The 21,262-nt window shown below is 40.8% G+C and carries 20 protein-coding genes and 1 other RNA gene; 12 read left to right on the forward strand and 9 right to left on the reverse strand.

The window, feature by feature from the left end:
- The first annotated feature begins 35 nt into the window (after nucleotides 1-35).
- Nucleotides 36-1,481 (forward strand): TlpA family protein disulfide reductase, encoded by a 1,446-nt coding sequence (locus OU683_RS11100; protein WP_268138227.1) that lies wholly within the window; start codon nucleotides 36-38, stop codon nucleotides 1,479-1,481.
- Between the two features lie 52 nt (nucleotides 1,482-1,533).
- On the opposite strand, the gene fsa is transcribed toward OU683_RS11100, so the two are convergent.
- The 3 genes from fsa to ffs all read right to left on the reverse strand — a co-directional run bounded on the left by fsa (nucleotide 1,534) and on the right by ffs (nucleotide 3,198).
- Complete coding sequence (fsa, locus tag OU683_RS11105) at nucleotides 1,534-2,187, reverse strand: fructose-6-phosphate aldolase (protein ID WP_228916484.1); 654 nt, start codon at nucleotides 2,185-2,187, stop codon at nucleotides 1,534-1,536.
- A gap of 61 nt (nucleotides 2,188-2,248) precedes the next feature.
- A complete protein-coding gene (locus tag OU683_RS11110; protein WP_268138231.1) occupies nucleotides 2,249-3,061 on the reverse strand; it encodes an SDR family oxidoreductase in 813 nt (270 codons plus the stop codon).
- A gap of 38 nt (nucleotides 3,062-3,099) precedes the next feature.
- An RNA gene (gene ffs, locus OU683_RS11115) (signal recognition particle sRNA small type) lies at nucleotides 3,100-3,198 on the reverse strand.
- Between the two features lie 87 nt (nucleotides 3,199-3,285).
- On the opposite strand from ffs, the gene OU683_RS11120 reads away from it, so the two are divergent.
- The 3 genes from OU683_RS11120 to OU683_RS11130 are packed head-to-tail and all read left to right on the forward strand — an operon-like array spanning nucleotide 3,286 to nucleotide 6,260.
- The gene (locus OU683_RS11120; protein WP_268138233.1) at nucleotides 3,286-4,347 is read left to right on the forward strand and encodes a glutaminyl-peptide cyclotransferase; all 1,062 of its coding nucleotides are present in this window, start codon (nucleotides 3,286-3,288) and stop codon (nucleotides 4,345-4,347) included.
- Nucleotides 4,348-4,755, forward strand: coding sequence for an acyl-CoA thioesterase (locus OU683_RS11125; RefSeq protein ID WP_268138235.1), 408 nt, complete (start codon nucleotides 4,348-4,350; stop codon nucleotides 4,753-4,755).
- Nucleotides 4,752-6,260 (forward strand): choice-of-anchor Q domain-containing protein, encoded by a 1,509-nt coding sequence (locus OU683_RS11130; RefSeq protein WP_268138237.1) that lies wholly within the window; start codon nucleotides 4,752-4,754, stop codon nucleotides 6,258-6,260. Before OU683_RS11125 ends, OU683_RS11130 begins: the two co-directional genes overlap by 4 nt.
- 94 nt (nucleotides 6,261-6,354) lie before the next feature.
- Here OU683_RS11130 and glyA read toward each other — a convergent pair whose 3' ends face one another.
- On the reverse strand, nucleotides 6,355-7,629 hold the full coding sequence (gene glyA / locus OU683_RS11135) for a serine hydroxymethyltransferase (RefSeq protein WP_268138239.1): 1,275 nt from the start codon (nucleotides 7,627-7,629) through the stop codon (nucleotides 6,355-6,357).
- A gap of 110 nt (nucleotides 7,630-7,739) precedes the next feature.
- On the opposite strand from glyA, the gene fahA reads away from it, so the two are divergent.
- The gene (gene fahA, locus OU683_RS11140; RefSeq protein WP_228916490.1) at nucleotides 7,740-9,026 is read left to right on the forward strand and encodes a fumarylacetoacetase; all 1,287 of its coding nucleotides are present in this window, start codon (nucleotides 7,740-7,742) and stop codon (nucleotides 9,024-9,026) included.
- A 64-nt stretch (nucleotides 9,027-9,090) separates the two neighbouring features.
- Here fahA and OU683_RS11145 read toward each other — a convergent pair whose 3' ends face one another.
- Together OU683_RS11145 and ytxJ are read right to left on the reverse strand one after the other, a co-directional pair.
- On the reverse strand, nucleotides 9,091-9,291 hold the full coding sequence (locus OU683_RS11145) for a hypothetical protein (RefSeq protein ID WP_268138241.1): 201 nt from the start codon (nucleotides 9,289-9,291) through the stop codon (nucleotides 9,091-9,093).
- Between the two features lie 124 nt (nucleotides 9,292-9,415).
- Nucleotides 9,416-9,814: a bacillithiol system redox-active protein YtxJ gene (ytxJ, locus tag OU683_RS11150; protein WP_268138243.1), complete on the reverse strand. Its 399-nt coding sequence runs from the start codon at nucleotides 9,812-9,814 to the stop codon at nucleotides 9,416-9,418.
- 203 nt (nucleotides 9,815-10,017) lie between these two features.
- On the opposite strand from ytxJ, the gene clpB reads away from it, so the two are divergent.
- On the forward strand, nucleotides 10,018-12,618 hold the full coding sequence (gene clpB / locus OU683_RS11155; protein WP_228916493.1) for an ATP-dependent chaperone ClpB: 2,601 nt from the start codon (nucleotides 10,018-10,020) through the stop codon (nucleotides 12,616-12,618).
- 142 nt (nucleotides 12,619-12,760) lie between these two features.
- Here the strand turns inward: clpB and OU683_RS11160 are convergent, their stop codons facing one another.
- Complete coding sequence (locus tag OU683_RS11160; protein WP_268138246.1) at nucleotides 12,761-12,946, reverse strand: CsbD family protein; 186 nt, start codon at nucleotides 12,944-12,946, stop codon at nucleotides 12,761-12,763.
- A gap of 102 nt (nucleotides 12,947-13,048) precedes the next feature.
- On the opposite strand from OU683_RS11160, the gene OU683_RS11165 reads away from it, so the two are divergent.
- Entirely contained in the window at nucleotides 13,049-14,149 is a 1,101-nt protein-coding gene (locus OU683_RS11165; RefSeq protein WP_268138248.1) for an esterase-like activity of phytase family protein, read from the forward strand.
- A gap of 4 nt (nucleotides 14,150-14,153) precedes the next feature.
- A complete protein-coding gene (locus OU683_RS11170) occupies nucleotides 14,154-14,675 on the forward strand; it encodes a phosphoglycerate mutase family protein (protein ID WP_268138250.1) in 522 nt (173 codons plus the stop codon).
- Here OU683_RS11170 and OU683_RS11175 read toward each other — a convergent pair.
- The gene (locus tag OU683_RS11175; RefSeq protein WP_268138252.1) at nucleotides 14,672-15,418 is read right to left on the reverse strand and encodes a DUF6503 family protein; all 747 of its coding nucleotides are present in this window, start codon (nucleotides 15,416-15,418) and stop codon (nucleotides 14,672-14,674) included. The genes OU683_RS11170 and OU683_RS11175 overlap by 4 nt on opposite strands.
- A 121-nt stretch (nucleotides 15,419-15,539) precedes the next feature.
- Between OU683_RS11175 and smpB the strand changes: the two genes are divergently transcribed.
- Both smpB and OU683_RS11185 read left to right on the forward strand, forming a co-directional pair.
- Nucleotides 15,540-15,995 carry an SsrA-binding protein SmpB gene (smpB, locus tag OU683_RS11180; RefSeq protein ID WP_228916498.1) on the forward strand — a complete coding sequence of 152 codons (456 nt, stop codon included), beginning with the start codon at nucleotides 15,540-15,542 and terminating at the stop codon, nucleotides 15,993-15,995.
- Between the two features lie 15 nt (nucleotides 15,996-16,010).
- A complete protein-coding gene (locus tag OU683_RS11185) occupies nucleotides 16,011-18,494 on the forward strand; it encodes a DUF5686 and carboxypeptidase regulatory-like domain-containing protein (RefSeq protein WP_268138253.1) in 2,484 nt (827 codons plus the stop codon).
- A 110-nt stretch (nucleotides 18,495-18,604) separates the two neighbouring features.
- Here OU683_RS11185 and OU683_RS11190 read toward each other — a convergent pair whose 3' ends face one another.
- A complete protein-coding gene (locus tag OU683_RS11190; RefSeq protein ID WP_268138255.1) occupies nucleotides 18,605-19,249 on the reverse strand; it encodes a protein-L-isoaspartate(D-aspartate) O-methyltransferase in 645 nt (214 codons plus the stop codon).
- A 139-nt stretch (nucleotides 19,250-19,388) separates the two neighbouring features.
- Here OU683_RS11190 and OU683_RS11195 point away from each other — a divergent pair, with 139 nt between their 5' ends.
- Both OU683_RS11195 and OU683_RS11200 read left to right on the forward strand, forming a co-directional pair.
- Nucleotides 19,389-20,351, forward strand: coding sequence for a Gfo/Idh/MocA family protein (locus OU683_RS11195; protein WP_268138257.1), 963 nt, complete (start codon nucleotides 19,389-19,391; stop codon nucleotides 20,349-20,351).
- An 8-nt stretch (nucleotides 20,352-20,359) separates the two neighbouring features.
- Entirely contained in the window at nucleotides 20,360-21,250 is an 891-nt protein-coding gene (locus OU683_RS11200) for a 3-hydroxyacyl-CoA dehydrogenase family protein (protein ID WP_268138259.1), read from the forward strand.
- Nucleotides 21,251-21,262: the final 12 nt, after the last annotated feature.

The following is a 21,262-nucleotide window of genomic DNA, read 5'->3' on the forward strand; positions in this document are numbered from 1 at the left end:
ACATTTGTGCACCCTATTTTTGCCCCCCGGAAACCTTGAAAAGTAGAAGAACAAATATTTCTCGATATGTCCTGCCAGCTCTGCTTTTGCTGTGTTTAAACCTTTTTTTTACTGGCTGTAAAAATTCCAAAGATGACATTCCTCCTCATACTTATATTGGTGGTAAAATTATAAATCCCACTACAGAGTATATTGTGATCAAGAATAACGGGAGTATTCTGGATTCAATACGTTTAGATAACCAGAACCGGTTTAGCTACAAAATAGAAAATGCGAAAAGAGGTCTTTACCTACTGGAACACAAACCAGAAACGCAAAATATTTACCTTTCACCCGGCGACAGCCTGCTTTTTAGAGTAAACACGCTTGCTTTTGATGAGTCGCTGCACTTTAGCGGAAGAGGTAATGAAAAAAATAATTTCCTTACTGAAATGTTCCTGAAAGACGAGCACAATTCCCAGCTCCTGCTCTCTTTCCATAAATACCCACCCGAAGTATTTCTTAAAAAAGTCGATTCTATTAAACACGAACGTTTCAACACTTTAAACAGGGAGTCAAAAAAAAGGAATTTCTCTGAGGATTTTGTCGGGGTCGCCAGTAATATTATCACTTATGAGAACAATGACCTAAAGGAAAAATATACTTACCTGGTTAACAAATACTACAAAGAGTATTCAAAAGAATTTCCCAAGGGCTTTCACGACTATAGGAAAGACATAGATTTTAATTGTGGAGCTTTACAATCCAGCCCGGCTTATAAAAGGTTTCTGGAGAATTATTTAATCAATTATTCCCTTTCCTGGTGCGCAACCAGCGGTCTGGATAAAGATGACTGCTATAGTCTTACCAATGTTGATAACGTAAAAGCGCGCCTGCAAAAAGCCGGGGAACTAATAGGTGCCCCAACGCTAAGAAAAGAGATCCTGGAAAAAATTGCAGTAAGGGGGATCGTAATGGCAAAAAGCAGGGAAGACATTATCTCTATCCTTAGGGAGCTCCAGGAACAAAACTTGTCTGAGGAGGATATTCAGGAAATGAAACAACTAGGTACTATTCAATTAGCATATTTGCCGGGAACCACCCTGGAAGGTGTTCCATTGCTTAACATGGCTGGGGAACTCATAAAAATGGGAGAGATCATTGATAAACCTACTGTGATCTTTTTATGGTCTGCCTACTCTAAGGGGCATCAGGAGGAACACAGGCGAATCAACCAATACAGGGAAAAATATCCCGAAATTAATTTTATAGGTATTAATCTTGACCTCGAGGAAGAGCCAGCATGGCGAGTGGCAGTTCGACAAAACGGATACAATCCCGAAACCGAATTCCAGTTAGGAACCACCAGCATCGAAAAAGAGTATTTCAGCTATTTCCTTGATAAAATCCTCTTCCTAAATTCTTCCGGAGAAGTTGTAGTTGGAGACATATACCTCTCCTCTCCCGATTTTGAATCCCGACTTCTGGAATTCCTCAATTAAAAAAGCCTTTCTTCCGAAGAAAAAAGGCTTGTAAAATGTCATTTTTGGAACCTTAGTTCCCTTTCTTATGATCTGCAAGGAATTTCTCCAAACCAATATCTGTCAAAGGGTGATTTAGTAAACCTGTGATGGCCGAAAGTGGTCCTGTCATTACATCTGCACCAATCTTTGCACAATCAATGACGTGCATGGTGTGTCTTACAGAGGCCGCAAGGATTTGAGTGTCAAAACCATAGTTATCATAGATCTGGCGAATTTCCATGATAAGGTTCAACCCATCTGTAGAAATATCATCCAGCCTTCCAATAAAAGGGGAGACATAAGTCGCACCGGCTTTGGCAGCTAAAAGCGCCTGTCCTGCAGAAAATACCAAAGTACAGTTTGTCTTGATCCCTTTGTCACTAAAATATTTGATCGCCTTTATTCCTTCCTTGATCATAGGTACCTTAACAATGATCTGGTCGTGAAGGGCAGCAAGCTCCTCTCCTTCTTTAACAATATTGTCAAAGTCGGTTGCAATTACTTCGGCACTAACATCTCCGGTTGTGATCTCGCAAATTTTCTTGTAATGAGCAATGATGTTCTCTTTTCCGGTGATACCTTCTTTAGCCATAAGAGAAGGGTTTGTGGTCACCCCGTCAAGAACCCCCAGGTCCTGGGCTTCCTTTATCTGGTCAAGATTGGCAGTGTCAATAAAAAATTTCATAGTGTGTTGTTATAATGATTAAAGAGTGCCGAAAAATGCAATTTTTCGAACTTCTGCAAAACTACAATTTATAATGCTTTAGGAGTAATTTCTCGTAAATTTTATCGGGCAGCACCCGCTTGAGGACAATTGAAAATTTTTGCAACGGCTCCCCCACCTTATAATGTATCTTAGGATCTTTTTCCTGAATGATACTATAGATCGCGCGGGCCATTAAGAGAGGATCTTTGCCTTCATCCACATGTTGATTCATAATTTTTAGCGTATTGCCGTAAGGCTCTTCATAAGGAGAACCCTTAATCACCGGGGCATGATACCTTCCGGCAGCAATATTGGTTGCGAAATCCCCGGGCGCAATATTCGTCATCTTTATATTAAAATCCTTAAGTTCCATTCGGAAAGCTTCGGTAGTTATCTCTAAAGCCCCTTTTGAAGCTGAATATATTCCGCGGTAAGGAAGTCCCATGTATCCGGCGATAGAGGTCACATTGATAATGAGTCCGCTGTTGTTTTTCCGCATTTCGGGAAGCACGGCCTTAATTACATTGACGGGACCAAAATAATTCGTGTCAAATGCCTTTTTGATCTCCTCATCGGGGGTTTCCTCGATAGGACCGGTAATTCCAATGCCCGCATTATTAATAAGGATATCAATTTTTCCTGCGGAAGATATGACTTCAGCAACTGCCGAGGTTATAGTTTCGGGTTTGGTAACATCAAGAGCAACTAGCGGAAATGAAGATTTCTGCCTGCCGGGATTGCGACTGGTTCCAAAAACTGTAAAATTCTTTGATTGAAGGAATTCGGCTATAGCTTTACCAATTCCTGAAGATGCTCCTGTAATAAGCACCACTTTTGAAGGTGTTTCTGTCATGCTGCAAAGATGCAATAAATCTGACTTATGGAAACAAAAAATGGCAAGCTACCCACATCACACCGCTACGACCACTTACCCTTGCTGCGTTCCCGCCCTGGGGGATTCAGCAGGAGCTGGTTGTGTGGGACTTGCCGGGGCAAATATACAACCTTTCATACTTTTTGCAAGTATTTTCTAAACCGAATTCTTTAATTTAGCTCACAGAAAAATTACCAGTTAACATGAAGCTATATAACTCTCTCTTTTTGATTATTTTAAGCGCTCATCTTTTTTCCTGCGGAAGTGATCCGGAAGATTCGGAAAGCAGCTACTCCCTCGAAATTGCCGAAAATAAGACGGAATTTAAGCTCGGGGAAAGCATACAGGCACAGGTAAAAGGTGAAAAAGATTCTGTGATCTACTTTTTGGGAGAACAACGACTGGCAAAAACAGTTGGTGAGGAATCCCTTAACCATACTTTCAAAGAGGAGAAACTGGGCAAATGGAATCTTACCGCCAATATTTATAAAAATGGAGAATCCTTTGAAAAGCCAATGGAAATCACTCTTTTTAATGACACTGCCCCTGTAACTTATACCTACGAGATCATAAATAAATATCCCCATGCTACAGATGCTTACACGCAGGGCCTTGAATTTTATAATGACGAATTATACGAAAGTACAGGCCACTACGGCAGCTCTTCTTTAAGAAAAGTAGACTTAGAGACAGGAGAAGTACTTCAAAAAATCAATATTTCTCCCGAATTTTTCGCTGAAGGAATTACCATTTTAAATGATAAGATCTATCAGCTTACCTGGAAAGAAGGAAAAGGCTTTATCTATGACGTGGAGACTTTCGAGAAAACAGGGGAATTTGAATATAATGAGAGTGAACAGGGCTGGGGACTGGCCAATGATGGGGCTACGATCTATAAAAGTGACGGAACAGAAAAGATCTGGTTTCTCGATCCCTCCTCCCCTTTAGTATCCGAAGAAGATTTTATACAAACGGTCACTCACCGTACTGTAGCCACTCAGCTAAACGAACTGGAATGGGTGAACGGAAAGATCTACGCCAATACTTACCAAAAGGACGGAGTTGCTATAATAAATCCTGAAAATGGAGCCATTGAAGGACTTATCAACTTTTCCGGGCTTAGAGATCAATTGGGAAATACCCAGGATCTTGATCCGGTAAACGATGTGCTTAATGGAATCGCCTATGATCCTAAAAATGAAAAACTCTATGTTACCGGAAAAGACTGGGACACCCTTTTTGAAGTAAAAATAATAAAGAATTAAATGGTAGTACCTGCAGAAACCTATACGCATCAAAGAACGGTAGTAGAGGAAGATCTTGATGATCTCCACCACGTTAATAACGTACGATATGTACAATGGATACAGGATATTGCCAAAGAGCACTGGGAAGTAAGAGCCACAGAGCAACTCAAAAATGATTTTATATGGGTAGTGATTCGGCATGAGATCGATTATAAGAAACAGGCTTTTTTAGGAGATGAAATTCTTATAGAAACCTATGTTGGGGAAACAACTTTTGTAACATCTGAAAGGTTTGTGAACATCAAAAATGCTAAAACAGGAGAAATACTAGTTGCCACGAAATCAATGTGGTGCCTGTTGAACGCAGATTCAAAGAAACCCACCAAGATCACCGAAGAACTTCGAAGAGTCTTCCATAAAACATGAAAAAGCTAACCGGCTTCATTATATTTTTGATGCTGGTGCTGTGGAGCTCCTGCCGTAGCGATTTTGAATCTACCGAAACCACCGGGAACTTAGATTTTTCAAGAGACACTGTGTTCCTCGATACAGTATTTAGCAACCTCAGTACGGCAACCTACTCATTAAAGGTATACAACCGCAGCGGTGACGACATTTATATTCCAGAGATCTCTCTAGAGAACAGAACAGACTCCTATTACAGGCTAAATGTTGATGGATTACCGGGCACCAACTTTGAAAATGTCGAGATCCTCGCCCGTGACAGCATCTATATTTTTATAGAAACAACTGTTCCTTCTAAGAGCCTTGAGGAAACCGAATTCCTGTATACAGACAAATTACAGTTCAAATCGCGCTTACATCTCCAGGAAGTACCGCTGGTGACATTGGTAAAGGATGCGATTTTGTTATATCCGAAGAAAGATGAAGGGGGAATTCCGGAGAAAATCCCGATCGATACTAATAGAGATGGAGAACCAGAATTTATTTCAGGGTTTTATCTGGAAGAGGAACATCTCCAGCTTACCCGAACAAAACCTTATGTGATCTATGGTTATGCTGTAGTACCTGAAGGGAAGATCCTAAGCATCAATGCCGGTGCCCGAATCCATTTCCATGCCGACAGCGGGATCCTGGTTTCTGAAAATGCTTCCATCCGGGTCAAAGGCGAACCAAGTACAGATCCCAACATAATGGAAAATCAGGTGATCTTCAAGGGGGACAGGTTACAGAGCCTTTACAGGAATATCCCTGGACAGTGGGGAGCCATATGGCTTCAAAAGGGCAGTAAAAATCACCTTTTTGAACATGTAACATTTCGCAATGCCAGCCTGGGAATATTGGCTGAAGAAACTCTCGACTCCCCTCCCATTCAATTAAAGAATGTTGAGATCTATAACTCTGCTGTTTCCGGAATAAGAACTGAAGGAGCCGACATATTAGCTGAAAACCTGGTGATCAACAACAGCGGACAAGCTTCCCTCTACCTCAACGGCGGAAATCATCATTTTAAGCATGTAAGTATCGTTAATTACTGGAGCCAAAGTTTCACGGTGGCTCCGGCCGTTTTTATATCCAATATTTCTAAAGAAGGTACTGTTCCACTTGAAGTGAAATTCTATAATTCTATCATTTTCGGCAATGAAAACAGGGAATTAGGTTTTGAAATAGATGAGAATGGTCCTGCAGAAATATTTTTCTCTCACAGCCTTATTAAATTCAGTCAGGAAGAGGTTTCAGGTGAATGGTATGACTTCAGCAATAGCGAGATCTACAATAATATCTGGTTAGATGAAGATCCTTTTTTTAGTGCGCCAAAAGAGAATGATTTGCGGCTGCTGGAAAATTCCGCAGCAATTGACAAAGGTGATCCCAATGTAGCGCAACTGGTCCCACAGGATATTTTGGGCAACGACCGCACTCAAAATCCCGATTTGGGAGCGTACGAATTTGTTGAAATTCAGGAATAAAAAAAGCTGCCAAAAATCCCATTTTAGAGACCTTAGGCAGCAGTTTTTATAGAGACTAGATCGCTAGCGCTTCTAGAATCAAGAACCAAGATTTTTACATTTTGAAAAGAGGTTTTCCCTGCATCATGTTAAACACATCTTCTTTTATGGCTTCCAGTTTTTCGTCATTTTGATAATTAGTAATCACGCGATCCACAAGATCCACAATGGCATCCATATCATCTTCCTTAAGTCCACGGGTAGTAACCGCCGGTGTCCCAATTCTAATTCCGGAAGTCACGAAAGGAGATTTATCATCAAAAGGAACCATATTTTTATTGACGGTAATATCGGCCTTTCCAAGAGCTTCTTCAGCTTCTTTACCCGAAATATTCTTGTTACGAAGATCGATAAGCATCATGTGGTTATCTGTCCCGCCCGAGATCACGTGGTAATCTTTTTTCACAAAAGCTTCGGCCATTCTTTTGGCATTCTTTTTCACCTGTACAGTATAATGAAGGAACTCATCTGTAAGCGCCTCACCAAAAGCCACTGCCTTGGCGGCGATAATGTGCTCAAGGGGTCCTCCCTGGTTACCCGGGAAAACTCCACTGTTAAGCAAAGCAGACATTTTTTTTAGATTTCCGTTTTTTAGTTTTTCTCCGAAAGGATTATCAAAATCCTTTCCCATCATGATAATACCTCCTCTTGGACCTCTTAGGGTCTTATGAGTAGTAGATGACACCACATGGCAATGAGGAATGGGATCACTTAGCAGACCTTTTGCAATCAAACCTGCAGGATGAGCGATATCGGCAAAAAGAATAGCACCAACACTATCGGCAATTTCACGGAACCTCTTATAATCGATCTCCCTGGAATATGCCGAGGCACCGGCAATGATCATTTTAGGCTTCTCTTTTTTGGCAATTTCGGCTACCTTATCATAATCGATAAGGCCAGTTTCTTTGTCTACCCCATAAAATACCGGCTCGTAAAGTTTTCCGGAGAAATTTACAGGAGAGCCATGAGTTAAATGCCCACCATGAGAAAGATCAAAACCAAGAAATTTATCACCCGGTTTCATACAGGCGTGAAAAACTGCAGTATTTGCCTGGGAACCGGAATGTGGCTGCACGTTGGCATATTCGGCATTGAATAATTCTTTTAACCTATCAATGGCAAGGTTCTCAACTTCGTCCACTACCTCACAACCTCCGTAATATCTTTTGCCGGGATAACCTTCGGCATATTTATTCGTAAGCACAGAACCCGCTGCTTCCAGCACTTGATCACTCACGAAATTCTCACTTGCAATTAACTCTAAACCATTAAGTTGCCTTTCCTTTTCTGCTTGTATTAAATCAAATAATTCGTTATCCCTTTGCATATGCATTTTTTACGTTAAATAATACTCAAAAATAACAAATACATTCGGTTCTTAGTAAGAAAATAATATATTTGGTTCGAATTGATTTTAACAAAATACCAACATTTATTATGTCCATTACAGCTAACGACCCTACACGAAAAACCTGGCTGGAAGTACCCGAAAATTCTGATTTTCCTATTCAAAATATTCCCTTCGGAGTTTTCCTGACAAGGGACGATATCATCACTATTGGAACCCGAATTGGTGATACCGCCATTGACCTTGGAGCCCTACACCAGCTGGGCTACTTTGAAGGTATCCCGCTAACCGATGATATTTTTCTTCAGGATACTTTAAACGATTTTATATCTGACGGAAAAAAAACCTGGAGATTGGTAAGAAACCGCATTGCCGAAATCTTTGATGCCAGCAACGATAAGCTTCGCGACCATGAAGAACACCGAAAAGTGGTTTTATTCGGTCTCGATGAGATCGAAATGCAAATGCCCGTACAGGTAGGTGATTATACCGACTTCTATTCCAGCAAAGAGCATGCTACCAACGTGGGAACCATGTTCCGGGATCCCGAAAATGCTTTGTTGCCAAACTGGCTCCATATTCCTGTGGGATACCACGGAAGAAGTTCTTCGATCGTTCCCAGCGGAATTCCAATTCACCGTCCACAGGGCCAAACAAAGCCCAAAGATGCTGATGAACCTGTTTTTGGACCTTCAAAAAGAATAGATTTCGAACTGGAAATGGCTTTTATAACTACAGATGCCAATCACCTGGGAGAACCTATTCCCATAGATGAAGCCGAAGATTATATTTTTGGACTTGTCCTGTTCAATGACTGGAGCGCTAGAGATATTCAAACCTGGGAATATGTTCCACTGGGGCCATTCCTGGCAAAGAACTTTGCCTCATCAGTTTCTCCATGGATCGTGACCCTAGATGCTCTTGATCCTTTTAGAGTGGAAAGTCCAAAACCTGAAAAGAAATTGTTGCCTTACCTGCAAACCAGCGGGAAAAAGAGTTTTGATATTGACCTGGAAGTTTTCATTCAGCCAGAAAATGGTGAAGAAACCAGAGTCTCAAAGTCCAACTTTAAATACATGTACTGGAATATGAGTCAACAACTGGCTCACCATACGGTTAACGGATGCCCGGTACTTTCGGGAGATATGATGGGATCGGGTACAATTTCGGGCCCAACCCCAGATTCTTACGGTTCAATGCTTGAACTTTCCTGGAAGGGTGAAAAACCTGTCAAGCTTAAAGATGGCAGTACCCGTACTTTTATTGATGATAATGATACAGTAATTATGCGCGGTCATTGCCAAAAAGAAAATTACCGGATTGGTTTTGGCGAAGTGAGCACTAAACTGCTTCCTGTTTTTGAGAAGAAAAAATAAGCACTATAAGTCATAAAAAAAGAGCCGCATATTTGCGGCTCTTTTTGTTTCAATTAAAAAGGCTTTATCTGTTTTCATCTCTCCTACTGCGATCTTCCTTTTTGCGATCGCGGTCAATTTCCCTGCCTCTTTCGGCATCTTCTTTTTTCTGCTTATCGTAATCCCCCGCAGCATGTTTAGCTGGATTCTTTCCGGGTTCCTCGTGCTTTTGTTGCCTTTGAGATTGAGTACGATCTTTGTTACGGTCTTCTCTTCTCTCTTCCATAATACAGGTTTTTGAATTATTAATGATTCAGTTCTAAATATACTTCGTTACCGGCCATTTAAAAACCTGATTATAATACATTTAACCTAATTTTAGAAGATTAACTTAACGTCCAAAAATTGTACTAAATATGTTCCTTCACGCTTTCCAGCTCGATGGAATGATGCGAGGCATGATGAACTACTTTTCTATCCTTTAGAATGATCATTTGCGGGCTTTCATGTCTCACTCCAAATCGATTTGCCACTTCGTTTGATATATTACGGTTAGCTAAAAGATCTAAAAAGTACAGCTTCACTTCCTGATCTTTTGGAAGATCATATCCCCTTTCGAAATTCTTCAAAACCATCCTGCTTATTCCACAGCTGGTGGAATGTTTAAAGATGACCACGGGCTGCTTTTCAGACTCTTTCTCGATCTCATCCAACTGTTTGCTCTCGGTAAGGGCATGCCATGGCACCTCCTCTATTTCTTTCTTTGCTATATCACGTTCGCTTTTAAAAACCTTATCGAATAATCCCATTTTTGAATGTTTTAGTTACACTTTTCTTGAACTGTGTAAAATAGTAAATTAAGGTGATTTTTAGGGTAAAAAAGCCAAAGTTTAGTATCTTTATAAGAGACAAAAAGTCATTATTTTCTTCCCCTTATCAGCCATTATGTCTGCTCCCCGCTGCTGGTACATGCTTTGCTTTGCTTGAGTAAAAAAGAACAAACACGACTACTATGAACTTGAACAATTTTACAATTAAAAGTCAGGAGGCCATACAGAAGGCTCAACAGCTGGCCCAGGAATTGGGACATCAACAGATAGAGAACGAACATATATTTAAAGCCATTACCCTGGTAGATGAAAATGTAGCTCCTTTTCTTCTGAAGAAATTAAATATTAATGTGGGGCTTTTTCAGCAGATACTGGATAAAACCCTGCAAAGTTTTCCCAAGGTAAGCGGGGGAGACATTATGCTCTCCCGGGAATCTTCCAGAACTTTAAATGATGCTTCTTCCATCGCCAAGAAAATGGGGGATGAATACGTATCTGTAGAACACCTCATTTTAGCCATTTTTGGATCCTCCAGCAAAGTATCTCAGGTCCTAAAAGACCAGGGCGCAACAGAAAAAGGACTTAAGGCTGCGATACAGGAATTACGCAAAGGAGAAAATGTAACCTCTCAAAGCGCCGAGGAAACGTATAATTCCCTAAACAAATACGCGAATAATCTAAACAAGCTTGCCGAGGAAGGAAAACTTGATCCCGTAATAGGAAGGGATGAAGAAATTCGAAGGGTACTTCAAATCCTTTCCCGAAGAACCAAAAACAACCCTATGCTGGTTGGAGAGCCTGGGGTTGGTAAAACAGCTATAGCCGAAGGTCTTGCCCACCGAATTATTTCAGGAGATATTCCCGATAACCTTAAAGACAAGCACATCTATTCCCTGGATATGGGAGCCTTGATCGCAGGCGCGAAGTACAAAGGGGAATTTGAGGAAAGACTCAAAGCTGTAATTAAGGAAGTTACTTCCAGTGAGGGGAATATCGTGCTGTTCATTGATGAGATCCATACCCTTGTAGGTGCCGGTGGCGGACAGGGAGCAATGGACGCGGCCAACATTCTAAAGCCCGCTCTTGCCCGTGGGGAATTGCGCGCTATTGGTGCAACAACACTGGACGAGTATCAAAAATACTTTGAAAAAGATAAGGCACTGGAGCGTCGTTTTCAAAAAATTATAGTGGACGAACCCGATACCGAAAGCGCCATTTCCATCCTGCGCGGGATTAAAGAAAAGTACGAAACCCACCATAAGGTGCGTATAAAAGATGAGGCGATCATTGCGGCAGTAGAACTGTCCCAGCGATATATCACGAATCGTTTTCTTCCCGATAAAGCTATTGACCTTATGGACGAAGCTGCTTCCAGATTGCGCATGGAGATCAACTCCAAGCCCGAAGAACTGGATGTTCTAGATCGTAAGATCATGCAACTGGAAATCGAGTTGGAGGCCATTAAAAGGGAAAATGATGAAAATAAATTAAAATCCCTTAGAGCAGATCTTGCCAATTACAAAGATGAGCGCAATGAACTAAATGCTCAATGGAAAAACGAAAAAGATGTTGTTGACAATATTCAGACTGCGAAATCTAAAGTAGAGGAATACAAACTTGAAGCCGAGCGTGCCGAGAGAGAAGGTAACTATGGCAAGGTAGCCGAACTGCGTTATGGAAAGATAAAAGAAGAACAGGAAAGGCTGGCAGAACTTCAAAAGCAACTGGAGGAAAACCAGAAGGGAAAAACCCTTATCAAGGAAGAAGTGACAAATGAAGATATCGCTGAAGTAGTAGCTAAATGGACGGGAATACCGGTAACCAAGATGCTGCAAACCGATCGGGAGAAACTTCTAAAACTTGAAGAGGAACTTCACCGCAGGGTTGTAGGGCAGGACGAAGCCATACAGGCGGTAAGTGATGCGGTGCGCCGAAGCCGTGCGGGACTCCAGGATCAAAAAAAACCAATTGGTTCCTTCCTTTTCCTTGGTACAACCGGTGTAGGTAAAACCGAACTCGCAAAAGCCCTCGCCGATTATCTCTTTAATGACGAGAGTGCTATGACGCGAATTGATATGAGTGAATACCAGGAGCGCCATGCGGTAAGCAGGCTCGTGGGAGCACCTCCGGGATATGTGGGTTATGATGAAGGTGGACAACTAACAGAAGCCGTGAGAAGAAAACCTTATTCGGTCATTTTGCTTGATGAGATCGAAAAAGCTCATCCCGACACTTTCAACATTCTGTTACAGGTACTTGATGAAGGAAGGCTTACAGATAATAAAGGAAGGCTCGCCGACTTTAAAAATACGATCATCATCATGACGTCCAATATGGGTTCTCACATTATTCAGGAGAAATTTGACACCGAAAAGAATGTCGATTTGGCAATGGAAAGTGCAAAAGTGGAAGTGCTGGCTCTTTTAAAACAGAGCGTAAGACCCGAATTTATCAACAGGATTGATGACATAGTAATGTTCACTCCTCTTACCAGGAAGGATATTCAGGAAATTGTAGGTCTTCAGTTAAAAGGCGTAAGAAAGATGCTTGCGAAGCAGGGAATCACCCTCGACGCTACGCTTGAAGCTATCTCCGACCTTGCTGAAAAAGGATTTGATCCACAGTATGGAGCAAGACCTGTGAAGAGAACTATTCAAAAAGAGGTTCTTAACAAGCTCTCAAAAGAGATCTTAAGCGGAAAAATTCATACAGATAGCATAATCCTGCTGGATTCCTTTAATAATGAACTGGTCTTTAGAAACCAGGAAGAAATAGCACAGTAAAAAGAGAAGCTGTTTAAAAGAAAAACCTGTCATTCTGAATGTATATCAGAATGACGGGTTTTTTTTATACCTGATTTAATTCAGAAGTAATTTGAACCTGAAAAAAACCAGTGTTACGTGGATGGAACTCTAAACAGCTTTTTTACCACCTGTCTATTTCCTTTTTCAATTCTTCCTTAGAGCGACCGGTTTTTTCCTGCAGCCGTCCAATCATTTCATCGAATTTTCCTTCACGGTAAGTGGTATCATCGTCAGTAAGATCGCCATACTTTTGTTTGAACTCACCCCTTATCTGTTTCCATTTTCCTTCTAATTGATCATCATTCATAATTTTAGTTTTTATGGTTTAAAATAAAAGTACAGAGAAATAAACCTGAACAACTCTAAAAATCTCATATTTTGCTCTTAAGATTTTGTTATTTTTAGACCCATGAAAAAGATATTCTTCCTTACAATTTTTGCCTCTCTCCTCATTAGCTGTAAGAGTACCAGAGTGGGCAGCACTTCAAATGTTCAGGTTAGGTTTCTGGATGATTTCAATATTGAAGATGGTCTCAAAGTCCGGGACACTGAAGTTGGCGGACTTTCGGGAATTGATTATCACGATGGCATTTTTTATATGGTGAGCGACCATCCTTCCAACCCACGTATATATGTTGCAGAGATGGAATTTTCCGAAGAAAAGATCGATACTGTGGCGATAACAGATGTTATTCCTCTCGATAAGCAAGATGAAAACCTGAAGGACCAGCATCTGGATCTTGAAAGTATTCTTTTTGAACCTGAAAATAAAAATTTCCTGTTAAGCAGCGAAGGGAACATTAACAGCAATAAAGATCCAATGCTTTTAAAGGTGTCAAAAAAGGGAAATTTCGTTTCTTCTTTTGCCTTACCTGAAAACCTGTTAGCCGAAAGCGTTAAAAAACCGCGAAACAACGGAACTCTGGAAGGTCTTGCAGCCTCTTTCGATGGAAAAGGAGTTTGGGCAGCTATGGAATTACCACTGGTAACCGATGGTCCCAAGCCAAAACTGTATCCTACAAAATCTCCTGTGAGGATTACCTATTTTGACAAGAAAACCCAGACTGCAACAAAACAATTTCCATATAGGCTGGAACGTATTGCAAAAATCCCCTGGCTGTATTTTGCGGTCAATGGGGTAACCGACCTTTTGGAATACGCACCCAATAAATTTCTCATTCTTGAAAGAGGATTTGCCGCAGGACATGGTCAAAAAGGAAATACAGTGAGGATCTTTGATGTGGATGCCACTCTGGCTACCAACACTTTAGATATAAACAATCTGAGAGTTTCTTTTAATAATCCTGCGAAGAAAACTTTGCTTTATGACTTCAAGTGGGCAAAAGATTTCCTAAGCCAGGAGATCATTGACAACATTGAAGGCATTACTTTTGGTCCAACTCTCCCAAACGGCAACCAAAGTCTTATCCTAATTTCTGATAATAATTTTAACTCCATGGGTCAACAATTAAACCAGGTGATCCTTCTGGAGTACATCCCAAAAATTTAACTTTATGAATGGATTTTTCATCTTTTTAATTTCGTTCTTATCTTTAGGAGAAAATTCTTTAGATCCTATTGAACTGCCTGTACAGGAAACCATGACTCAATATTATTTTATTCGTCACGCCGAGAAAGATGAGAGCAATCCACGGGATCGCGACCCTCAACTTTCCAAAGCAGGTATGGAGCGGGCTGCAAAGTGGGCAGAAATATTTAAGGATGTAGAATTTGATCTAATCTTCTCCAGCAATTACAAGCGAACTAATAGTACTGCTAAGACAATAGCCGATTCACAGGAAAAGACAGTCGAAATATATGACCCAAAGAAATTAAATGACCCAGATTTTCAGGAAAAGACAAAAGGGAAAACTGTACTTGTAGTAGGCCACAGCAACACTAATCCCGCCTTTGTTAATCTTGTCCTGGAGGAAAAGAAACATGAGGATCTGGACGAAAAGGAATATGGCAGCCTCTTCATAGTTACCGTAACTCCCGGTGGAGAAAGGACCTCACAGGTCCTCTATATTAATTAATCCTGAATCTCAACATTGAGAATCTCATTCTCAATTTGTGATACTTTCGTAAGCTGTCCCTTCTGGAAAAGGTCATCCAGATTTTCAAGTGGAGTTGATAGCTCATCAGTTTTATAATTCTCGTAATCTACAAAGCGAATTCCTCCAACTTCTCTTGGATTAACGGCTTTTCTAAACCTTATTCCGCCGTCATTAACAAAAAACCGGTACGCCAGGTAATCTATGGTTAAATCATCTTTTTCGACCCAGTACATATAAACATCTTCATGGTCGACCCCGCCACCTTCCTGTTCAAAAGTCACTTTGATCTCGTGATATACCTTATTATCAATGGTATCCTGCCCCACAAGTTCTTTGATCACCGCATCATCATTCAGCCCAAAAGGTAGCTGCACGAAATAATGCACCGCATTTACGCTTTCAGAATAAACCCCTTTTAAAGAGTCAGAGAGTTTTACTTCTTTGTCTTTGTGATATCGGGTAAAGCCATCATTATTCAGCACATCATAATAGGTAGTGCCCGTAGAATCGGTGATGGTTCGGGTGTATTCGTACTCTCCGTTATTTCTTGTACTGGTGTATTTGTTATTTCTGAAGGTGAACTCAATTTCAGCTTTCTTATACTTCTCACCTCCTGCTTTTTCAATTACTGCGGAAATTATTTTGTCGGCTTCAGAAGCTGAAGGTTCATTGTTACAGGCAATCAGTGAGATCAGGAAAAGGAACAAAAAATATTTTTTCATATCGGGGAATTGTATGAGAGCAAAAATACCTATTCCCTTCCTGAAACTGAAATTAAACACCGGCTTTTAAGAATTCCCTAAAATCGCATGTATTTCGCGAAAGCTTGTTACTTTTGTTAATATGAAGAACGACATCAATATTAAAAACCGGAAAGCGAAGTTTGAATACGAGATCCTTGACAAATATATTGCGGGGATAAAGTTAGCCGGTACCGAGATTAAAGCTATTAGGGAAGGAAAAGCTTCCATAGCCGAAAGTTTCTGTGAGTTCTCCAATAGCGAATTGTTCGTGATCAATATGACGGTACAGGAATATTCGCATGCCACCTACTTTAATCACGATCCAAAACATGCCCGTAAACTTCTCCTTAACCGTAAAGAGTTGAGAAAACTGGAAAAGGAAGTGAAGAATTCAGGTCTCACCATTGTTCCTTTGCGCCTCTTTATCAATGACCGCGGACTCGCTAAACTGCAGATAGCGCTTGCAAAGGGTAAAAAACTCTACGACAAAAGAGAGGTGATCAAAGAACGGGAAAGCAAAAGGCGCCTGGATAGAATTCAAAAAGATTACAGGTAAATCAAAGAAAGACTCTTGAACAAACTTTACTTCCCCCTGTTGCTGTTTTTATGTTGCTTTACGGGTTATGCTCAAATTACCGGAAAAGTCACTAACCAGGAAGGAACACCCTTAGCTTACGTCAATATTTACCTTGACGGCACCTTCTCTGGCACTACTTCAAACGAAAATGGCATCTATAATTTAGAGCTTTCTGAAACAGGAAATTATACTGTGGTTTTCCAGTTCCTGGGTTATAAAACAGAGAAAAAAACAATTTCTGTTACCGCTCTTCCTTATACTCTTAATGCCAAACTCACCGAAGAATCAACCACTTTGGATGAAGTAATTGTAAATTCGGGAGATAACCCGGCAAACAAGATCATGAGAAATGCCATTGAAAAAAGGGATTTCCATAGATCAAAAATACGGGAGTATACTGCCGATTTCTATTCACGCGGACTCTGGCGGATAAAAAATGCTCCGGAAAAGATCTTAGGTCAGGAAGTGGGAGATCTCGGCGGCGGCCTGGATTCTACCCGAAGCGGAGTGGTTTATTTAAGTGAAACTATTTCAGAAATAACTTATAAGGCTCCCAATGATTTTAAAGAGAAGATCATTGCTTCCAAAGTGAGCGGCAATGATAACGGGTTTAGCTTAAACAGTGCACAGGAAGCAAATATTTCCTTTTACGATAATACTATTAGCCTCAATACAAAATTGATCTCTCCATTGGCCAATTATGCTTTTAATTATTACAATTTTAAACTGGAAGGAGTCTTTTATAATGACCGCGGAGACCTTGTAAATAAGATCCAGGTTACTCCAAAACGACCAAAAGACAAAGTTTTTAGTGGCTTCATATACATTATAGAAGATAGCTGGCAACTTTATGGAGTGGAACTTAAAACCACAGGAGAAGCTATACAGGTGCCGCCCATAGAAGAACTGGTTTTTAGACAGAACTTTAATTTTTCTAAAAAAGAACAACTTTGGGTGCCTATTTCCCAGACTATTGATTTTGCTTTTAATATGTTTGGGATCAAGGGAGATGGAAGGTTTACAGCCGCTTATACCAATTATGACTTTTCTCCCAGCTTGGAAAAGAAGACCTTCACGAATGAAATCGTGTCTTTTGCTCCGGAAGCGAACAAGAAAGATTCCATCTTCTGGAGTAGTGTTCGTCCTGTCCCGCTTACCGAAGAGGAACAGAATGATTACATAAGGAAAGACAGCCTACAGGAATTAAGAGAATCAAAGCCTTACCTGGATTCCCTGGACAATGTTCGGAATAAATTTGGTTTAGGTAATCTTATTACCGGTTATACCTATAGTAATTCTTACGAAAAATGGTCTCTCAACATAGGCTCTCCTATTTTCAATACTAATATCAATACCGTACAGGGGTATAATTCTACCCTCGAAGCTTCTTTCAGGAAAAATACAGGAGAATCATTCGGCCAGTACTGGCGTATATTCAGCGAAGCAAGTTATGGTTTTAGCGAAGAGAAATTTCGGATTTCGGGAGGTTTCCAGCAAAAATTCAACAACATTTCCAATCCTGTCTTGACCGTTTCAGGAGGAAGTGAGGTGGCACAGATCAATAGCAGGGAACCAATTTCGAAAACCTTAAACAGCATTACGACCAGCTTTTTCGAAAGAAATTACATGAAGCTTTATGAGCTGGATTTTGCAAAAGTATCTTATCAACAGGAATTGTTCAATGGGTTTTCTGCCTTTTCAGCAATAAGCTATGAGAATCGAAGTCCGCTCTATAACCATCGTGACAAAGCTTTTCTCATCGATTGGGATGAGCGGGAATTTACATCCAATAATCCGCTGCAACCGAATAATGAAAACTCCGCCCCTTTTGTGGAACATGAGATTTTTAAGATCTCGCTGGCAGCAAAGATTGAATTTGCGCAAAAATATTTGAGTTACCCAAACGCCAAATTCAATATCAAAAATGAGGATTATCCCAGTCTTACCATAAGGTATGACAAAGGTCTAGGGGCTAATATTCGGGAATATAATTTTGATCATTTGAGGATGAATTTGCTACAGGAGTTCACGGTAGCCAACAAAGGGGAATTGGGCTACAGCATTACGGGAGGAACTTTTTTTGGTAATGAAGAACTTTCATTTTTAGATTACTGGCATTTTGACGGAAACCAAACGCGGATTGGCACTTCTTCCAATTACCTGGGGAAATTTAATTTACTGCCTTACTACGCTCTAAGCACTAATAAAAATTATGTGGAAGGCCATGTGGAGCATAATTTCCAGGGTTATATCCTGGGAAGAGTGCCGTTGATCAACCGTCTTAATTATAATTTGGTAGTTGGTGCTCATGCTTTATCCACGGAAGGAACTGCACCTTACTTTGAATATTCGATAGGGCTGGACAATCTGGGCTATGGAAAATTCCGGTTTTTAAGGCTGGACTACGTGGTTTCCCAACACAACGGAAACCATAAAGGAGCTTTTATTTTCGGGTTAAAATTTCTGGAGATCTTTTAACCTTCCTTAGGTTGTCCGGTAGAAACTATAATTAAAAGTAGAATTACTTCCCGCCCTTGAACCTCTTTAGCCATACTGCTCACTGAACACTGAACACTGAACACTGACCATTAATTCCTGTCTTCCAGCAAAGGCACAAACCTGAAATTCCCGAATTCAGTTTTTTCAAATTCGGTTTCAGATTTTCTTTCGAAAAGGGTCATTACCTGCGTGTCCTTTCCAACCGGGATCACCATCCTCCCTCCTACTTTTAACTGGCTAAGTAATGGCTTCGGAACAAAAGGAGCTCCCGCAGTAACAATTATCCTGTCAAAAGGGGCATAATCGGGCAGGCCTTTATAACCGTCCCCAAAAGCCAGATACCTTGGACGATATCCTATTTTAGAGAGGAAAAGCTTTGTTCTCTTAAAAAGTTCCTGCTGTCTTTCAATGCTGTAAACCTTTGCGCCAAGTTCGCAGAGTACAGCGGTTTGATATCCACTGCCGGTTCCTATTTCCAGCACCATATCTCCTTTGTTTACCTGCAGCACTTCAGTTTGGAAAGCTACCGTATAGGGTTGGGAGATAGTCTGGTCCGCAGCGATGGGAAAAGCTTTGTCCTGGTAGGCATGATCTTCAAAACTACTGTCCATGAACAGGTGCCGTGGGATTTTTTTAATGGTATCCAGCACCTTTTCATCCTTAACGCCTTTGTTTTCAACAACCTTTGCCAGCTGCATTCTTTTCCCCTGATGTTTAAGCGTATCTTTTCGCACCCTTTTTTGCTTTTGAAGGTCAAAATTACATAAAGAATACCTCAGGTTAAAGAAAAAACAGGAATGTCCTCTTTTATTCACCTGTAATTGGATTGGCTTTAGTGCAAGAAATGTTATTTTTGTTGAAAACCTTTTAATTATGCTAAAAGCCGGCGTCCTGGGTGCAGGACACTTAGGAAAAATTCATCTGCGTTTGCTGAAAGAATCTGAAAAATACATTCTTGTTGGTTTTTACGATATCGATGAAGAAAGTGGCCGCAAGGTAGAAGAAGAATTTGGATACAAATATTTCAACAATCTCGATGAGCTCATAGCTGCGGTCGATGTAGTTGATGTGGTTACACCTACTCTTTCTCACTTTGAAGTGGGACAAAAAACCATCAAAGCAGGAAAGCACCTGTTCATAGAAAAACCCATTACCAACACCGTAAAGGAAGCCGAACAACTGGTAAAATTAGCTAAGGAGTACAAGGTCAAAGGCCAGGTAGGACACGTGGAAAGATTTAATCCGGCTTTTAAAGCCGTTGCAGATAAGATTGAAAACCCCATGTTTATCGAGGCGCATCGCCTGGCTGAATTTAATCCACGGGGAACCGACGTTCCCGTCGTACTGGACCTTATGATCCATGACATAGACGCCATTCTTAGCGTGGTAAAATCTGAAGTTAAGGAGATCAAAGCCAACGGGGTTTCGGTCATTAGTGATACTCCCGATATTGCCAACGCTCGTATAGAATTTGAGAATGGTTGTGTGGCCAACCTCACTGCAAGCAGGATCTCCCTTAAAAATATGCGGAAGGCAAGATTCTTTCAGCGGGACGCTTATATTTCTGTAGACTTTCTGGAAAAGAAATGTGAAGTGGTGAAGATGAAAGATGCCCCCGAAGAACCTGGAGATTTTGATATGATCCTCCAGAATGCCGAAGGTTTGAAAAAGCAGATCTATTTTGACAATCCGCAGGTGAACCCTAATAATGCCATTTTAGACGAGCTAAATTCTTTTGCCGATGCTATTGAGAATGACACTACTCCAATAGTGAATCTCGAGCAGGGAACGCAGGCTTTGCGTGTGGCAAAACAAATTATAAATTCATTTAACTAATACTTTCTATGAAAAATATTGCAGTCATTGGTGCAGGAACTATGGGTAATGGAATAGCCCACACTTTCGCCCAATTCGGTTACAAAACTAATCTTATTGATATTTCAGAAAAAAGCCTTGAGAAAGGTATGAACACTATCTCCGGCAACCTCGACCGCATGGTTTCAAAGGAGAAGATTTCTGAAGAAGACAAAAAAAATACACTAAACAACATCACCACTTTTACCAAGATTTCTGAAGGAGTAAAAAATGTGGATCTGGTTGTGGAAGCAGCTACAGAAAACGTGGACCTTAAATTATCCATTTTTAAGCAGCTGGACGAGCTTTGTGATGCCGAAACTGTGTTGGCCTCCAATACCTCTTCGATCTCGATCACTAAGATCGCTGCTGCAGTGTCTAATCCGGAAAGGGTTATTGGGATGCACTTTATGAATCCTGTGCCGGTCATGAAGCTGGTAGAGATCATTAGGGGGTACAGCACGAGCGACGAGGTGACTTCCAATATCATGGAGCTTTCAAAAAAGCTAAAAAAAGAACCTGTTGAAGTAAATGATTATCCCGGGTTTGTTGCCAACCGCATTCTTATGCCTATGATCAACGAATCTATAGAAACTTTATACAATGGTGTTGCGGGTGTTCAGGAAATTGACACGGTAATGAAATTGGGAATGGCACATCCTATGGGACCGCTACAACTTGCAGATTTTATTGGGCTGGATGTTTGTCTTTCTATCCTGGAGGTGATGTACAGCGGATTTAAAAATCCAAAGTACGCTCCCTGTCCACTTCTTGTGAATATGGTACAGGCAGGAAAACTGGGAGTGAAATCGGGAGAAGGATTTTATGACTATTCCGAAAGCAGGAAAGCCGAAAAAGTTTCCCCACAATTTACCTCTTAAAAAGGTGTTTTT

This window comes from Salinimicrobium sp. TH3, from assembly GCF_026676115.1.
Lineage (GTDB): Bacteria > Bacteroidota > Bacteroidia > Flavobacteriales > Flavobacteriaceae > Salinimicrobium.

Bases quoted from the DNA above. Each gene is read 5' to 3' on its own strand.
- OU683_RS11120 (WP_268138233.1), top strand. From the start codon at position 3,286: ATGAAGCTATATAACTCTCTCTTTTTGATTATTTTAAGCGCTCATCTT.
- OU683_RS11160 (WP_268138246.1), bottom strand. From the start codon at position 12,946: ATGAATGATGATCAATTAGAAGGAAAATGGAAACAGATAAGGGGTGAG.
- clpB (WP_228916493.1), top strand. From the start codon at position 10,018: ATGAACTTGAACAATTTTACAATTAAAAGTCAGGAGGCCATACAGAAG.
- OU683_RS11145 (WP_268138241.1), bottom strand. From the start codon at position 9,291: ATGGAAGAGAGAAGAGAAGACCGTAACAAAGATCGTACTCAATCTCAA.
- smpB (WP_228916498.1), top strand. From the start codon at position 15,540: ATGAAGAACGACATCAATATTAAAAACCGGAAAGCGAAGTTTGAATAC.
- OU683_RS11110 (WP_268138231.1), bottom strand. From the start codon at position 3,061: ATGACAGAAACACCTTCAAAAGTGGTGCTTATTACAGGAGCATCTTCA.
- OU683_RS11130 (WP_268138237.1), top strand. From the start codon at position 4,752: ATGAAAAAGCTAACCGGCTTCATTATATTTTTGATGCTGGTGCTGTGG.
- OU683_RS11200 (WP_268138259.1), top strand. From the start codon at position 20,360: ATGAAAAATATTGCAGTCATTGGTGCAGGAACTATGGGTAATGGAATA.
- fsa (WP_228916484.1), bottom strand. From the start codon at position 2,187: ATGAAATTTTTTATTGACACTGCCAATCTTGACCAGATAAAGGAAGCC.
- fahA (WP_228916490.1), top strand. From the start codon at position 7,740: ATGTCCATTACAGCTAACGACCCTACACGAAAAACCTGGCTGGAAGTA.
- OU683_RS11195 (WP_268138257.1), top strand. From the start codon at position 19,389: ATGCTAAAAGCCGGCGTCCTGGGTGCAGGACACTTAGGAAAAATTCAT.
- OU683_RS11125 (WP_268138235.1), top strand. From the start codon at position 4,348: ATGGTAGTACCTGCAGAAACCTATACGCATCAAAGAACGGTAGTAGAG.
- glyA (WP_268138239.1), bottom strand. From the start codon at position 7,629: ATGCAAAGGGATAACGAATTATTTGATTTAATACAAGCAGAAAAGGAA.
- OU683_RS11175 (WP_268138252.1), bottom strand. From the start codon at position 15,418: ATGAAAAAATATTTTTTGTTCCTTTTCCTGATCTCACTGATTGCCTGT.
- ytxJ (WP_268138243.1), bottom strand. From the start codon at position 9,814: ATGGGATTATTCGATAAGGTTTTTAAAAGCGAACGTGATATAGCAAAG.
- OU683_RS11170 (WP_268138250.1), top strand. From the start codon at position 14,154: ATGAATGGATTTTTCATCTTTTTAATTTCGTTCTTATCTTTAGGAGAA.
- OU683_RS11165 (WP_268138248.1), top strand. From the start codon at position 13,049: ATGAAAAAGATATTCTTCCTTACAATTTTTGCCTCTCTCCTCATTAGC.